Here is a 16163-nt window from a genome sequence, read left to right on the forward strand (position 1 = left end):
AGGTGTCTAAATTAATTATGCCACTACACTTCCCTACATACTCAGAAAAAAGCTAACCACGCCTTTAAGCTTACACTTTTAGCCCAGCTGTTTCTTGCTTGTCCATTCAATAACTATTAATATCTTAATAAACTAACATAATAACTTGTACGTCCGATGAACGTAATATTTTAGTTCATGGGGATATTACTAGGCACATTAAATTAATTCTGAAGTATAAATATGAATATAGAAAACATTAGACAATTCATAAAAGAAAAAGCTGAACAATTCGGTGCAAAGACAGACAATGAATTCAATAAGCCTTATGTTGAACGAAACAACACCGGACAAGAAGCACTTAAAGATAATGGAGCTTATTTTGGGTTTATCCATCCAGAGGAAGAGGCGTCAGGACCTTTTCACGACTTTTCTTTGACAATTTTTCCAAACGACCAAAACAAACCCTGGTTAGTATGTCTTGGGATTGGTTCAAGCGGTTTTAGAAATGATTATGAACTTGCTACTTATCCTGGATTGAGAAGGTTGTTTTCAAAATTGACTGACGAAAGAGGGTTTTGTAAATCAGATTTTTCAGACATCGAAACTAGTTTGCCAAAATCGATTACAGGTAGCCAGGACCTACAACACATTAAAAACACAATCAAAACTTACACTAAAGTTTTACCAGCCTGTCAAATCGTTGACGATCCAGAAAGCGAAGAAGGAAAGCAACTTATTTCAGCCTTTTTAGCTGGTTATGCGAAACTTAGAGACTGGCCTTCCAATAAAGACCATAGGAAAGCAGTTTCAGAAGCTTTAGAGACATTTTTAAAGACAGAAACAATTGATGAGACAGAAGAAATAAAAAATCTCTTAAACCAAAGAAAATACATAGTTCTTCAAGGACCTCCAGGTACTGGTAAAACAAGAATCGCAAAAAATATTGCAAAAACATTAGGAGCCAAAACCTTCTTCACCCAATTCCACGCAGAGACAAGTTACTCCGATTTTATTTACGGAATCAGACCTGACACAGAAAAAGAAGAATTGAGATACAAAGAAAACTTAGGCAGCTTCTCAAAGGCATTAAAATATGCCGTTGAACACATCAATGAAAAAGTAATCTTAATAATTGACGAAATAAACAGAGCTAATCTCTCAAATGTATTGGGACCAATTTTTTATCTATTTGAACATAAAATGGAGGTTTCGAATGTTGAAATTGAGATAGCACCAAATTTTCAAATAACGAATCTTCCCGAAAACTTATCTGTGATTGCTACAATGAACACTGCCGACAGAAGTTTAGCAGTTGTTGACTTTGCATTACGACGACGATTTGCTTGGTATAGCAAAACACCTCAAGTAATTATTGGACCAAGTAAAAGAATTGGAAATGTATCTGTAAATAAAATTAATGAAGAAGAGTTTTTCTTTAAGGAAGACTTTGCTGTCATTGAGGAAATTTTTAATTGGTATGCATCGAGCTCTGAGTTAAACCTCCAGCCTGGAGAAGGATATTTTATCGCTAACTCTGAAGACGAAATGGAAAATCGTATTCGTTACGAAATATTCCCTTTGATTAAAGAGTATTTACAAGAAGGTCTTTTGCGAAATGCGAAAGAAGAATTCAATAATTATTTCTCTACAAGAATAAATTTATCACTATTCGAATGACAAAGTATTTAGATGTTTTTTGTGAAATCCCTTGCCTAACTGAACAATCAAGACAGTTGGCTGGAATAGCTTTACAAAAAAAATGGTTCAAGTCTGCAGACAAAAGAATTATCGGGCAATACCTCCAAAAATTTATTGAATACAACTCTGAATATTTTAACTTCCTGGGTGTTCAACCATACATAATTGGTACAGACCAAAGCACGGCACTAACATTCCGTTCATCAGGTTTCATAGGCTCTATTCCTTTGAGGGCTTCTGACACAGGAAAGCAGATCGGTGATTTTGTAGTTATGCCTCGGTTTACTGGACGTGATAGATTTGAGGACTATATTGAAATACTTAATCTGCTTGGAAATGAAATTAGCCCAGAGGTAATTGACAGTTTGCCATTAGCATCAGGTAAGAATTTCAGGCCTCCACTGTATTTAGAGGCTGTAAATTTTATAACATCTCTTGAAAAACTGTCAATGAGTTGTTGGAGAAAGTTTGATAACATTGAAAAAGTGACAATCCAGCCTACTGGTCAAATCAATTGGACTAAATACATTACCAACGAATTCAAAGTAGAAAATAAGTTGAAATTTCCAGCAAGAACAAATGTATTGAACGAGTTTCACACTGAATACTCAGAAATTAGATACGTCTTTGATATTTGTAAAAGCGAATTATTTTCAGCAAATACACCGCAGAGAATTAAGAACACCTTGCGAAACAAAATAAGTTTCCTTGAAGAGCGATTATATTATCATAAACCAAAAGTAACCAAGAAAATTACAATCCGATTTTCAGATAGTCCTTCTGTGAAAGCTTGCAAGGAGCAAGCTAATAGAATTTTAAACTTTAAGCTTGTAGATAGCACAGCTTGGCGTGTGGACTTTTCAGATGTATTCGAAAAATTTATTCAACATATTTTTAAAGAGGCTGCAAAAGAAACAGGCGGAACACTTTATTCAAACTTTAAATTTCATTCTAGGACTTCAAAGCATTACTCCTGGGAGCAAAAGCATATCGAGCCAGACGCAATTTTTCAGAAGGGTAATGTTTTAGTTTTTATAGATGCCAAATACAAATCGAATTTATACAATAAGTTTGGCCAAAGTGAACTTCTTAAAGAAGATCATAGACACGACTTACATCAAATAATGGCCTACTCTTCATTCAGTAAGACTGACTCTAAATTCGGTTTTCTTTGTTACCCTTCCGACCAAATTGAATTGAAAACTATCCGATTCAAAAGCGGTATAAACGAAGCGACAAATACAATATTAATTTTAGGCGTACCTTTAAAAAAAGATAGCATCAACGAAACAAAGAAACTACTGATAAATGAGCTAAATGCTATTCAAAAAAGAATAACAAACCGATAAATTTGACTATGATATGCAGGGGAAAATACTAAGTGCAAGTAATTACATTAGCACTAAGGGTGGGTGAAGGAACGACACCCAACGGTTTTAATTTATAATTTGTTGGGTCTCGTTACCTCGACACTAACCTTACCAACCGTTTTCAAGTTTAGTATTGATTTTAGGTTATTTTAGTGGTCTAACAGGTTCATTAAGAGTTCGGATAAGCCTCTACAGGTCATTGAAAATACAGCTACAGTAACGTTAGCGCTAATACTAGGGATTTTAATACGTGGGTTTCGCAGGGTTACACCCACGCTACGATTGCTTTAGATAATTTTGAAAAAACTTTTAAGCAAATAAACTTATTTGAATAAATGCCAGCTACTAAAATTGTCTACAAGTCCCGTAGGGTGCGCCCCGCGCACCATTTAGTTTATTCAATGCAATAGGTGCGCATGGCGACACCCTACCAACTTAAGATTAAGAATAGGATTTATAAAAAAAAATTAGATGCACTATGCCCTAACAAGGCTTTTTAGCCTCGATTGTAGCGGATATACTTGGAGTAGCAATAGGTTGATGCGATTGCTTTAAACCGTTATCGCGGTAGCAGGAACGGGGTAAAGCTTAGCGCATCACCTAGTGTGAGCCAAGATAGTAGCGAAAAGCGAGACCAGCTACCACTTATAAACTTTAAACACAAAAAAAAATGCTCCCATTTGGGAGCATTTTTTGTGTTAATCGATAAGTCAGACAGTCTTATCAAAAGTCTAATGAGCGAGGCAAACTTGTGACAGTACTACGCATCGTAGGCTAAGCAAGTTTAACAACGCTGATCAAATATTTTGGTAGGACTATGCGTCTTGCTCAACGCCTTTCATGGTCAGTTTAATACGGCCACGGTTGTCAACGTCTTGTACCAATACGTTGATTTCTTGACCTTCGCTTAGGTAGTCAGAGACATTCTCAACGCGCTCTTCAGCGATTTGAGAGATATGAACCAATCCATCTGTACCGGGTAATACGGTGACAAATGCACCGAAGTCCACAACACGAGCAACCGTACCTTTGTACACTTTACCAACTTCGACTTCTGCTGTGAGCGCTTCAATCTGACGGATGGCTTCTTTGGTGGCTGCTTTGTTTTCACCGAAGATACGAATGGTGCCGCTGTCATCGATGTCGATTACCGCGCCTGTGTCTTCGGTTAGCTGACGAATCGTTGCGCCGCCTTTACCAATTACGTCACGGATTTTGTCAGCTTTAACTTCGATAACCGCATAGTTTGGTGCATGTGCATTGATTTCAGTACGGCTAGCTGGCAATACTTCATTCATAGCGTTCAAGATATGGATACGACCTGCATGGGCTTGCTCTAGCGCTTTTTCCATGATATCTGGAGTGATACCTTCAATTTTTATGTCCATTTGAAGGGCGGTGATACCATCTTTTGAACCCGCTACTTTAAAGTCCATGTCACCTAAGTGATCCTCGTCACCTAAGATATCTGATAAGACGGCAAAACGCTCACCTTCTTTCACAAGACCCATCGCGATACCTGCTACTGGTGCTTTCATCGGTACGCCGGCATCCATTAATGCAAGACTTGCACCACATACTGACGCCATAGACGATGACCCGTTAGATTCAGTAATTTCTGATACGACACGGATAACGTATGGGAAGCGGTCGCTATCAGGTAGCATGGCTTGTACACCGCGGCGAGCCAGACGGCCATGACCGATTTCACGGCGCTTTGGCACACCCTCACGGCCTGTCTCACCCACTGAGAAGTGTGGGAAGTTATAATGCAGCATAAAGTGATCTTGAATCGTACCTGCTAATGAGTCAATTAGATTCACATCACGTGTGTTACCCAGTGTCGTGGTCACTAATGCTTGAGTTTCGCCGCGAGTAAACAAGGCTGAACCGTGCGTATATGGCAAGACACCCACTTGTATATCAAGGGCACGTACAGTATCTAGATCACGGCCATCGATACGCGGTTTGCCAGATAGAATCGCATCACGAACGGTACGGTACTTAAGATCGTTATAAATGTCTTTGATTTTGGCTTCGTTATCAGCAAACTCTTCTGATTCAGGATCACCCGCTAACGCCTCTATCGCCGATGCTTTGATCTCATCAAGCTTTTCGTAACGATCTTGCTTATCGCTGATTGAATACGCCTCAGCAACTTGCTCGCCAAACTGCGAGGTAACTTTGTCTTTTAGGTCAGCATCAAGTTGTGGTGATTCGAATTCTTGTTTTTCTGTACCTACTGCTTTGGCAAGTTCAATGATGTTATCAATAACGATTTGTTGCTGCTCATGGCCGTATAATACCGCGCCGAGCATTTGGTCTTCTGACAATTCAGCAGCTTCTGATTCAACCATTAATACCGCTGATTTGGTACCCGCAACGATTAGGTCAAGATCACTTTTTTGCAGCGCTTCAATCGATGGGTTAAGCACATATTCGCCATCGATAAAGCCTACGCGTGCACCGCCGATAGGGCCATTAAATGGTGCGTCAGATATAGCTAAAGCGGCAGAGGCACCAATCATGGCTGCGATGTCTGCATAGTGCTTTTTGTCACTTGAAACAACTGTTGCGGTGATTTGAACTTCGTTCACATAGCCCTCAGGGAATAGAGGACGAATTGGACGGTCAATAAGACGTGATGTTAATGTTTCAAACTCTGTAGGACGGCCTTCGCGCTTACCGTAGGCACCTGGTATTTTACCGGCAGCATACATTTTTTCTTGATAGTTTACAGTCAGTGGAAAGAAGTTTTGACCGGCTTTGGCATCGCTTTTTACCACAGCAGCAACCAATACAGACACTCCGCCCATATGGACTAAGATTGAATTTGCTTGACGTGCAACGCGTCCAGTTTCGATAACAACTTGTTCATTGCCATACTGAAACTCGCGTGAAATTGTATTAAACATCGACATTTAATTTTCCTATTTTTATTAATTACTAATTTAATTGGGTGTTATAGCCTCATGAGGGTATTTAACAGCCTCTAACGTTTAAATTATCAAGTTTAAACTGCTAATGTAAACGTTAGAAGCCTGTCGTCCTCATAGACCGTTGTATATTTTACAGATATTTATCAGAGTTGACCAATTTAAGTCAGTCTATAGATATGGATTTTTAGATATAGTCAAAGAAATCTAAAATGATTACAAGGCAACCGAGTGCAAGTACCACTATAGTAGGGCGAACGAGGTTAACACCGTAACCGTTTAGTATTTCGCTGACTATATTTAGCTTTAATAACTGTAAACGCTTATAAAACTCTAAACATTAACTGCAGATACAATATTTAGATACAAGATCCATAAACAAACTATAGCTACGAAAAAAGATACAAAAAGAAGATACAAAAAAAACGGCGTGAATAATTCACACCGTTTTTTTTAAAGGCATGAGCGTATTGATTTTGATAAATACCTCAACGATACTCATAATAGATATCGTATTGAGGTTATATCGAAAATTAACGACGCAAGCCTAATTCACTAATAAGTGAGGCATAACGTGATAAGTCTTTACCTTTTAGATAGTCTAAAAGTTTACGACGCTGGTTTACCATACGGATTAGACCGCGGCGGCTGTGGTGATCACCTTTATGCGCTTTGAAATGATTCTGTAAATCATTGATACGTGCCGTTAATAGGGCAACTTGCACTTCTGGTGAACCTGTATCGCCAGGGGCACGTTGGTATTGGGCAACAATCTGTTGACGGTCAGTATTAGTTAACATAGCTTTCTCCTGCAATGCATACAAAATAAAGTCTGTTTCATTGGGGACATCCCTGCATTACTAGAGATGACCTAAAAAAACGACTGGGTAAGCCTCTTATTATAACAAAAAAACTACTCCTATGTGAGTAGTTTTTTCATAGATATATGGCTAAATTAATGAATAAAGGAATGATGATAAATTCTTCAAGGTTTATTTATCTGAAACACCATCTTGTGTCGCATGGCCACCCAGTGCGTCATCATCTAATGCCGCAGTGGATGCTTCTGCTAGGCTATCAGGAATCTGCTCGTCCATAGGCTTATCGATAGGTTCGTTCTGCACTTTTTCTAATTCTTCTTTACCAACTTTGTCATTACTCATAGATTAATCCCTTGTACTAGATTAGTTAAACCAATTTATCATGTAGCTTTAATACAGGTAGTTCTAAATAATTATCTAAAATAGATGTATTGAATACTTATAAAACAAAACTTGTATAAATATAATATTTATACAAGTTTCTTTAATATTTTATTCTTTATGTTCTTTTTCAAGATTTTCAGCAAGGCCTTCAGCCGCTTCTTCAGGACTTTTATCTTTGTTGTGCCCTAGGTTACCTTCTACTTGGTTTTTCAAACCAGTTAGTTCAGCGTCTGGTTGCTGTTGTTCATATTTCTTATCGTTTGACATAATTTTAATCCTTATAGTTATGAATAGTTATGATTTAAAAATCTAACTTCGTATTATTAATAATTATTGGCTTAGTGCCTGATCGATTGCATTCGCAAAAGCTTCAATATCATCAGGATTTCTTGAAGTAATAATGTTATCTGATTTTTGTACTTGTTTATCAACAAATGTACCACCAGCATTATCAATATCAGTTTCGAGAGATTGATAAGCAGTTAGCGTTCTATCTTTAGCCAACCCTGCGTTAATTAATAACCACGGGGCATGACAAATAGCAGCAACAACTTTTCCGGAGTTAATTAGCGTTTTAACAAAGTTTTGCGCCTGCTCGTTACCGCGAATGGTATCAGCATTGACCGTACCACCAGGTAAGACCACGGCATCATAATCCTCTGGACTTGCATCTTTGAGAAATAAATCAGCGATATAAGTATCGGCCTTATCAACGTCGCCTTCCATTGACTGAACTTGTTTGTCATCGCTAGAAGTAATTAGAACCGTTTTATAGCCTTTGTCTTCAAGCAATTTATTTACTTGAGCGTATTCAGACTTCTCAAAATATGAATGCAATAAAAAAGCAATTGATTTACTCATTGGTCTGTCTCCATACAAATTATGTTTTTCTATATATTGTAGGCTTAGAGTTATATTAGGCAAATCGCGCTGATTACTTCAGGCTGATCACTGATGTTAAAAATTGATATTTATCAACCATATAATCAGTTTAAATAGTATTTATAGTTATTAGTTCTAGTTATTAATTATAATGACTTGAAGAGCTACTTAAATAGCTGATTAAATATATTTCTTTAAGAGTTTATTATTGTTAGATACGTTTATATTATTTTTTATAATTATTATCTATAAAATCTTATGGTTATAATTTTTGATTTATAATCAGTTATTTTTTTATTTATATTTATAATCCTACTTGGTGTGTATGAGCTAAGTAAGATTGATTTGATATAGATTATATATTTTTAATTAATTATGGTCTTAATAGTAGCGAGAATTAGCATAATTCTATAGGGGTGAGTTGCAAGCGAATGTATGAGAATGTGACTTGTGTTTAGCGATAGTAAATTTTAGTTGTAATAACATGAACATACGATACGCATATATAAGACACGCATGAACGTTTTTTTATTACTATCTTGTTAAAATATCAGCTTGTTAGGATATGAGTAAATAGGATTAAGATGACGACAAACAAGATTATCGTTGTATCATTTTTTTAGGCTGTAAACGACCATTTTGCTCTAGCTGACCAAGACCTAAAAAATTATTAGCCGTATCAAAGAGCCTAATATCAACGGTTTGTGTTTCTAAAGGGCTGGCACTTAATTTATTTTGTATATAAGCTGCTAGCGTGGTATCGATGGCGGGTGAGACATTTAACCGCTGACCCATATGTAAACGAGCGCACTCACTGTCTGAGACAATAAGTTTGGGTACATTTGGTATACACGCATCAATGCTTAATAGCTGAGCCAGTCTTTGCGGGTGATCAAACGCTTCTAACTGCGTCAGTGCGATCGCATCCTTAATATTAAAATGATCGACTTGCGTACGGTGTAACGCCACCAAATGCCCTAGAGTATTCAACGCTGTGGCAATATCTTCGCCAAGCACACGCACATAAGTACCCTTTGAGCAGCAAACGTTCAATACAAGTTCATCTTGACTATCGCCAAAGGCTAAGGTCAGCTCATCAATAGTAATAGGCCGAGCATCACGTTCGACTTCGATACCAGCTCGGGCATATTCGTATAGTTTTTTACCTTGCTTTTTTAGTGCTGAATACATCGGCGGTATTTGCTTAATATCCCCTGTAAACTGACGGGCTACCTTCTCAAGATCCTGTACAGAGAGTGCAGGTATGGTCTTTTTAGCAATCACCTGCCCTTCGGCGTCCCCTGTGTCTGTCTGTTCTCCAAGTTTAACCACCGCTTGATACGATTTATAAGCATCCAATTGATAATGACTAAATTTGGTAGCTTCACCTAAGCAAACAGGAAGAAGCCCTGTCGCCATCGGGTCGAGTGTGCCTGTGTGTCCTGCCTTCTTACTATTATACTCTGGTGACTTGAGTAGATATTTTACTTTTGACACGACTTGCTGAGACGTTAGTCCTTGTGGCTTATCTATCAGTACTACGCCAGATACTCGTATCTTGTCAGATAATTGAGTTTTGTTGCTGTTTGTCATATTTATCTACTCAAAAACCAATACTATTTATAAACCAAGAGTATTTATAAACCAAGAGTATTTTACAGTTAACATATACCGTTCAACACGTTTATTTTAATCGTACTGCTTGTCTTTAATCGAGCTTCTTATTTTAATGAGGCTAATCGTTTTAATCGTGCTGATGGTCATCATCCGATTCAGCTGAGGTTTGTTCAGTTTTGATCACTGCTTTATTGATTAAATCCATCATGTAATTACCGCGAGCGGTGACTTCGTCATAATGGAATCTAAGACGTGGCGTAGTACGGGTTTTTAGACTATGACTTAATTCTGTACGCAAGAATCCTGCTGCTTTATTTAAGACTTTTAGACTCTCTTCATGGCTATATTTACTCATCGCATCATTAAGCTCAGGCTCCATGATAGTGACATAAACATCGGCGTAGCCCAAGTCTGGACTGACTTTAACACTAGATATGGTCACAAATCCGGTTAGACGTGGATCATTGACGTCATCGCGAATAAGCACAGCAAGTTCTCGCTGAATTTGGTCACCCAATCTTTGCATTCTTTGGTTCATGAGTTCGTTCCTTAAAGCTATAAGCGTTAGTTTGAATATAAACGTTAGTTTAAATAATAGGGGTGTAAGAATGATAGTGGTTGTAAGAATAATAGTGGTTGCCAAATGGTACTTGTTGAACATAATAAGCGTTGCAAACCGAGCTTTAATCAGCAATTCGTCGTCCACTTTTAATGGGTACAGCGAATACTCCAGTAAGAGACAATTCTATATAGCCTAAAATCTATATAGCCTCAAACTCCTCAACTACTCGCAAACTATACAATACTACTAACACTAATCATTAATCATTAATCATTAATCGTAAAAATAATAGCTTACTGATAAACAACCTATCTATGTCAAACGCGCTTAACCTACTACTTGAGCGTTTGCACTCGTTTTTCTCGATATGTTAATTCTCAGATTTGGCATAACAAAATAATGTTTAAAAAGATAATAAAAAAAGACCTAACAGGATGACCTGATAGGTCTTTATAACCTATTTAAATATATTAGATAGTACGCTGAATCTCTTGAATCTCAAAGACTTCAATCTTATCGCCTACTTCTACATCGTAGCCACGTACTGCCAAGCCACATTCCATACCAGCGCGTACTTCGTTCACGTCGTCTTTATATCGACGTAATGATTGAAGCTGACCGGTAAACACAACTTTGTCATCACGTAGTACACGAATAGACTTGTTGCGATATATAGTACCTTCAACAACCATACACCCTGCTGCTGCACCAAACTTACTAGAGCGGAATACTTCACGTACCTCAGCAATACCCAAGATTTTCTCGCGATGTTCTGGGGATAGCATACCGCTCATCGCCGCTTTCACATCATCGATTAAACCATAGATTACGCTGTAGTAGCGAATATCAATACCAGCTTCATCAGCTTTACGTTTTGCAGCGCTGTCTGCACGTACGTTGAATCCTAATAGTACCGCTTCGCTAGATTCAGCTAATGTGATATCAGATTCAGCGATTGGGCCTACCCCTGAACTAATCACACGTACTTTAACTTCGTCGGTAGATAGCTCATTTAAGGCGGCAAGTAGGGCTTCAAGCGTACCGCGCACATCGGTTTTAAGAATGATGTTTAAGAAAGACAAGTCATCTTGTCCCATTTGCTCAAACATACTCTCTAAGCGCATTTTATTCTGACGTTCTAGCTGCTCTTCACGCTCACGATTGGCTCTAAACTCAGCAACTTCTCGTGCTTTCTTCTCATCTGAGACCACTAAGAACTCGCTACCTGCGGCAGGCGTATCTGGAAGACCTAGGATTTCTACTGGAATAGAAGGTCCTGCAGATTTAACACGCTCGCCATTTTCATCAATCATGGCGCGTACTTTACCGTAATACTCACCGGCTAGAACAAGATCACCTTGATTCAAGGTACCCTTCTTAACTAAGATACTAGCAACAGGGCCACGACCTTTTTCTAAACGAGACTCAATGACCACACCTTGAGCTGCACCATCTGTAGGCGCTTCAAGCTCCATAAGCTCAGCTTGAAGATTAATTAGCTCAAGTAGCTCATCAATACCTTCACCTGTTTTGGCTGAAATTTTAGCCACTGGCGTATCACCGCCCCACGCTTCGGTAACCACTTCTTTGGTGGTTAACTCGTTAAGTACACGATCAGGATCGGCAGAATCTTTATCCATTTTGTTGATAGCAACAATAATTGGAGTGCCTGATGCTCGTGCATGATCGATAGCCTCTTCGGTTTGCGGCATCATGCCATCGTCAGCAGCCACAACTAGAATGACAATATCAGTCGCTTGAGCACCACGTGAACGCATGGCGGTAAATGCCGCATGCCCTGGCGTGTCTAAGAAGGTAATCAAACCACGATCAGTTGTGACATGATAAGCACCAACATGCTGGGTTATACCACCGGCTTCGCCAGTCGCTACCTTGGTTTCGCGGATCTTATCAAGTAAGGATGTTTTGCCATGGTCAACGTGACCCATAATAGTAACTACTGGGGGACGTGTCTGAACATTACCACGACGTTCTTCAACCGCTTCTTGTAAGTCATCTTCCACTTTAGTATCACTAACTGGAACAGGGTTATGACCCATCTCTTCCACAATTAAACTTGCCGTTGCTTGATCAATCTCATCATCTGCGCCGACAATTTCGCCCATTTTCATAAGCAGTTTTGTCACTTCACGCGCTTTAACCGCCATACGCTGTGCAAGATCAGAAACCATTATTTGCTCTGGAATCTCAACATCATGTACAATCTTTTCAACAGGTTTTTCAAATTTATGCTGAGCAGATTGACTTGATTTTAAGCCATGCTTACGGTTACGAATTTCACGCTCTTCTTGACCTTTACGGCGGCGGCCACGTGTGGCAGTACTAGAAGAACCGCGCTTGATTTCACGGCGTTCTTTTTCAAACGACTCTTCAAGTGCTTCTCCAACCAGACCTTCAGCCAAAGGCTCATCTTTACGAACCTCAGCAACTGGCTCTTTATCACTATATTTGCCTGCCATTTTACGCATTTGCTCAAGCGTCTTTTTCTGAGCTTCTTCAGCTTGCTTGCGGCGAGTTTCAGCTTCAATCTTACGCAAGCGTTCTTCTTCGGCTTCACGAGCTTCGCGTTCTTTACGCTCGGCTTTTGTTTCAACTTTAGGCTTAGTAGGTGCAGTCTTCTTCTTAGGCGCTTCATCTTTCTTAGCTTGTGCTTCCGCTTTACTGCCTTTTTTGACGACAACCGTAGAGACTTCATCATTAGATTCTTTCGATGATGAGCCACCTCCTAAGTTTGCACGCATTGCTGCCAGAGTCGCCGCTTGACGTTCTTCAGCTTCCTTTTTAGCCTGCGCACGTTTCTTAGCTTCTTCAGCTGCACGCTCTTGTGCAACTTTAGCCGCTTCTTCACGCTTTTTAGCTTCTTCAGCAATTTTTACTGGATCAGGTTTATCAAATACTTTTTTCTTACGCACTTCAACATTTACGCTTTTAGATTTACCAGAAGATCCAGTAACGCGCGCAGTACTTGTCGTCTTAGATTTTAGACTGATACGACGTTTGTCCTGTTGCCCATGCGATTGCTTTAAGTAGGCTACCAGCTGTTCTTGCTCACGCTCGGTGACCACGTCATCCTCGCCACGAGCAGGCAGCCCAGCATCAACCAGTTGCTTTTGTAGCGTACTGACTTTTTTGCTTACCATGTCTGCTAATTCTTTGACGGTCTTATCTGCCATTTATAGTCACCTATTAATTATTCTTCATTAAACCAAGATTCACGTGCTTTCATGATGAGCTCACCTGCCGTCTTTTCATCAAGACCTTCAATGTCTTCAAGATCAAATACAGCTTGTTCGGCTAAGTCATCAACCGTGATAATGTCACGTTGCGCCATTTTATAAGCCCAATCAGTGGTCATGCCTTCCATCGCTAGCAATTCATCACTTGGCTCTTTCATATTTTGCTGTTTTACAAGCTCATCAGCAATCACGACGTCTTTTGCACGTTCTTGAATCATTTCAATAGATTCGTCGTCAAGTCCTTCGATGTCATAGAATGTCTCGACAGGAACATAAGCAACCTCTTCAATACTGGTAAAGCCTACATCCACTAATGCTTGCGCTAAATCTTCATCAACTTCAAGTCGATTATAAAACAAATCTAAATACGCTTTAGTTTCGTTTTGCTGTCGCTCAAGATATTCTTCCTCAAGCATCATATTTAATTTATATCCAGTTAGCTCAGAAGCTAAACGAACGTTTTGGCCTTGAGCACCAATTGCACGGGCTAACTGATCATTTGCAGTAAAGATAATATCTGCAGTTTTTGCATCTTCATCTAAAATAATACTGCTAACATCAGCTGGCTCTAGCGCACTAATAATATATTGTGCAGGGTCATCTGACCATACGATAACGTCAATACGCTCACCATCAAGTTCAGATTGTACGGCTTGAATACGGGTACCGCGCATACCGATACAAGCACCGACTGGGTCGATACGATGGTCATTAGTTTTGACAGAAATCTTAGCCCGGACACCCGGCTGACGCGCCACATCACGAATTTCAATAATTTGCTCGTTAATCTCAGGTACTTCTTTATTCATCAGTGCAGTTAGCATCTCTGGGCTAGCACGAGATAACAATAACTGCGCACCGCGATTATCACGGTTGACGTGGTACAAAATAGCATTAACCCGTGACTTAGGACGTAGCTGCTCACGTGGCAACATTTGATCACGAGATAGATAACCTTCAGCATTATCTCCTAAATCAATGATATAGCCATCGCGCGTTTGTTTTTTAACTTCGCCGTACATCATCTCGCCAATTCTAGGCTCAAAAGCATCAGCGGTCAATGCACGCTCTGCCTCACGAATTTTTTGAATGATAACTTGCTTCGCTTGTGTCGCAGCAATACGACCAAAATCAATCGACTCAATCTGCTCTTCTTTTACATCACCGATTGACCATTCGTCTTGATCAAGATCGGTTATCGCTAATTGGCACGCAGGCATCTCATGATCTTCATCTGCCACAACCGTCCAATAACGATACGTATCATAATCACCAGTGTCACGATTAATTTCAACACGTACGGTAACTTCTGGCTGATCTGTATATACTTTTTTCTTGGTTGAAACCACTAACGCCTCTTCGATAGCTTCGAAGATATCTTCAGGGTTTAGCCCTTTTTCGTTACTGACAGTTTCAACGACTGTTAAAATTTCTCGACTCATTAGACACCTATACTTGCATACTTAAATATAAAAGCAGCAGAAATTAATTAATTGTATTTTATCGTAGGCTTAATAGCTTTGATGTTTAAATTTATTACAGTGTTTACATATATGACTATCTAAATTTGCTAATTCAATCAACTGTTATACTTCCTGATAGATCAAATTAGCTTTATCGATATTATCAAGCGCGATATCAAACTGCTCACCATCATCAGTGACTATAGATAGCTGAGTGTCATCAAGCTTTTCAAGTTTACCCGTTGCTTTACGGCGTTTTGTGTCTCCTTCACCGATCGCTCGAATTAAACGCAAACTTATAGTCTGCCCTACATAATCTGCCATCTGTTCAGGAGAAAAGAAGGGACGATCGAGACCCGGTGAGGACACTTCTAATACATATTCGCCAGCAATTGGGTCATGTACTTCTAAAATACCACTTACTTGATGGTTAACTGCTGCACAGTTTTCAATGGTTACTTGCTTATCTTGAGCTTTATCTTCTGGTAAAGCTTCGATATAAATACGCAATAAAGACCGCCCACCTTGAGGCAAAAACTCCACACCCCAAAGCGCCACATCGCAAGCTGCTACTGCAGATGCTATAAGATCTGTTAATTGGGTAACTTTATTTGATAATTTCATAAATGATATATTTATTCCATAGATAAAAGTATCTATTATAAATTCACAATATGAAAATTGAGCAGTTTAAAAATAACAGATACAAAAAAACCCACAAACAATAATGGTGGGTAAAATAAAAGATAAGATTGATATAAAAAATGGTAGCGGGGGCTGGATTTGAACCAACGACCTTCGGGTTATGAGCCCGACGAGCTACCAGACTGCTCCACCCCGCATCAATCTAGGCTGACTATTATAGGGATAAACCTTATGACTGTCAAGCACTTAAATAATTAATTTAACGCTTAGTGTCTTAAATTCATTCCTAGTCTATCTAAATTTATGAATTAGATACTCAACACTATTTAGATATAGAAAACCAAAATACAAACCTATCATATCATCACTTTGCAAGATTAAATGATGGTGCGATTGGAGGGACTTGAACCCTCACAGCTTGCGCTACCACCCCCTCAAGATGGCGTGTCTACCAATTCCACCACAATCGCTTATTTGAATCTATGCTTATTCTAATCTATAGGTAGTCAGCGCGATACTTAACTTATTGAGGAGGCTTAAGTACGT

12 protein-coding genes and 2 tRNA genes are annotated in these 16163 nt (G+C 39.1%); 2 read left to right on the plus strand and 12 right to left on the minus strand.

Annotated features, from left to right (window positions below; all coding sequences use genetic code 11):
* Positions 1-222: 222 nt before the first annotated feature.
* Together AC2SLP_RS02810 and AC2SLP_RS02815 are read left to right on the plus strand one after the other, a co-directional pair.
* A complete protein-coding gene (locus tag AC2SLP_RS02810; protein WP_486535122.1) occupies positions 223-1659 on the plus strand; it encodes an McrB family protein in 1437 nt (478 codons plus the stop codon).
* Positions 1656-3029 (plus strand): hypothetical protein, encoded by a 1374-nt coding sequence (locus AC2SLP_RS02815; RefSeq protein ID WP_486535123.1) that lies wholly within the window; start codon positions 1656-1658, stop codon positions 3027-3029. Before AC2SLP_RS02810 ends, AC2SLP_RS02815 begins: the two co-directional genes overlap by 4 nt.
* Positions 3030-3865: 836 nt before the next feature.
* Here the strand turns inward: AC2SLP_RS02815 and pnp are convergent.
* The 12 genes from pnp to AC2SLP_RS02875 all read right to left on the minus strand — a co-directional run bounded on the left by pnp (position 3866) and on the right by AC2SLP_RS02875 (position 16087).
* Positions 3866-5971: a polyribonucleotide nucleotidyltransferase gene (gene pnp / locus AC2SLP_RS02820; protein WP_486535124.1), complete on the minus strand. Its 2106-nt coding sequence runs from the start codon at positions 5969-5971 to the stop codon at positions 3866-3868.
* Between the two features lie 548 nt (positions 5972-6519).
* Positions 6520-6786: a 30S ribosomal protein S15 gene (gene rpsO / locus AC2SLP_RS02825; protein WP_486535125.1), complete on the minus strand. Its 267-nt coding sequence runs from the start codon at positions 6784-6786 to the stop codon at positions 6520-6522.
* 192 nt (positions 6787-6978) lie between these two features.
* The gene (locus AC2SLP_RS02830) at positions 6979-7149 is read right to left on the minus strand and encodes a hypothetical protein (RefSeq protein ID WP_486535126.1); all 171 of its coding nucleotides are present in this window, start codon (positions 7147-7149) and stop codon (positions 6979-6981) included.
* 150 nt (positions 7150-7299) lie between these two features.
* Positions 7300-7458, minus strand: a complete 159-nt coding sequence (locus tag AC2SLP_RS02835) for a hypothetical protein (RefSeq protein ID WP_486535127.1) — start codon at positions 7456-7458, stop codon at positions 7300-7302.
* Between the two features lie 63 nt (positions 7459-7521).
* A complete protein-coding gene (locus AC2SLP_RS02840) occupies positions 7522-8052 on the minus strand; it encodes a type 1 glutamine amidotransferase domain-containing protein (RefSeq protein ID WP_486535128.1) in 531 nt (176 codons plus the stop codon).
* A 621-nt stretch (positions 8053-8673) separates the two neighbouring features.
* Positions 8674-9666 carry a tRNA pseudouridine(55) synthase TruB gene (gene truB / locus AC2SLP_RS02845; RefSeq protein ID WP_486535129.1) on the minus strand — a complete coding sequence of 331 codons (993 nt, stop codon included), beginning with the start codon at positions 9664-9666 and terminating at the stop codon, positions 8674-8676.
* Positions 9667-9817: 151 nt separating this feature from the next.
* Entirely contained in the window at positions 9818-10228 is a 411-nt protein-coding gene (locus AC2SLP_RS02850; protein ID WP_486535130.1) for a ribosome-binding factor A, read from the minus strand.
* Positions 10229-10722: 494 nt separating this feature from the next.
* The gene (gene infB / locus AC2SLP_RS02855) at positions 10723-13446 is read right to left on the minus strand and encodes a translation initiation factor IF-2 (protein ID WP_486535131.1); all 2724 of its coding nucleotides are present in this window, start codon (positions 13444-13446) and stop codon (positions 10723-10725) included.
* A 17-nt stretch (positions 13447-13463) separates the two neighbouring features.
* The gene (gene nusA, locus AC2SLP_RS02860; protein ID WP_486535132.1) at positions 13464-14951 is read right to left on the minus strand and encodes a transcription termination factor NusA; all 1488 of its coding nucleotides are present in this window, start codon (positions 14949-14951) and stop codon (positions 13464-13466) included.
* A gap of 144 nt (positions 14952-15095) precedes the next feature.
* Positions 15096-15596 carry a ribosome maturation factor RimP gene (gene rimP / locus AC2SLP_RS02865; protein WP_486535133.1) on the minus strand — a complete coding sequence of 167 codons (501 nt, stop codon included), beginning with the start codon at positions 15594-15596 and terminating at the stop codon, positions 15096-15098.
* 141 nt (positions 15597-15737) lie between these two features.
* Positions 15738-15814: transfer RNA gene (locus tag AC2SLP_RS02870), tRNA-Met, on the minus strand.
* A 188-nt stretch (positions 15815-16002) separates the two neighbouring features.
* Positions 16003-16087, minus strand: a tRNA-Leu gene (locus AC2SLP_RS02875).
* Positions 16088-16163: the final 76 nt, after the last annotated feature.

The organism is Psychrobacter sp. CX21, assembly GCF_057396255.1.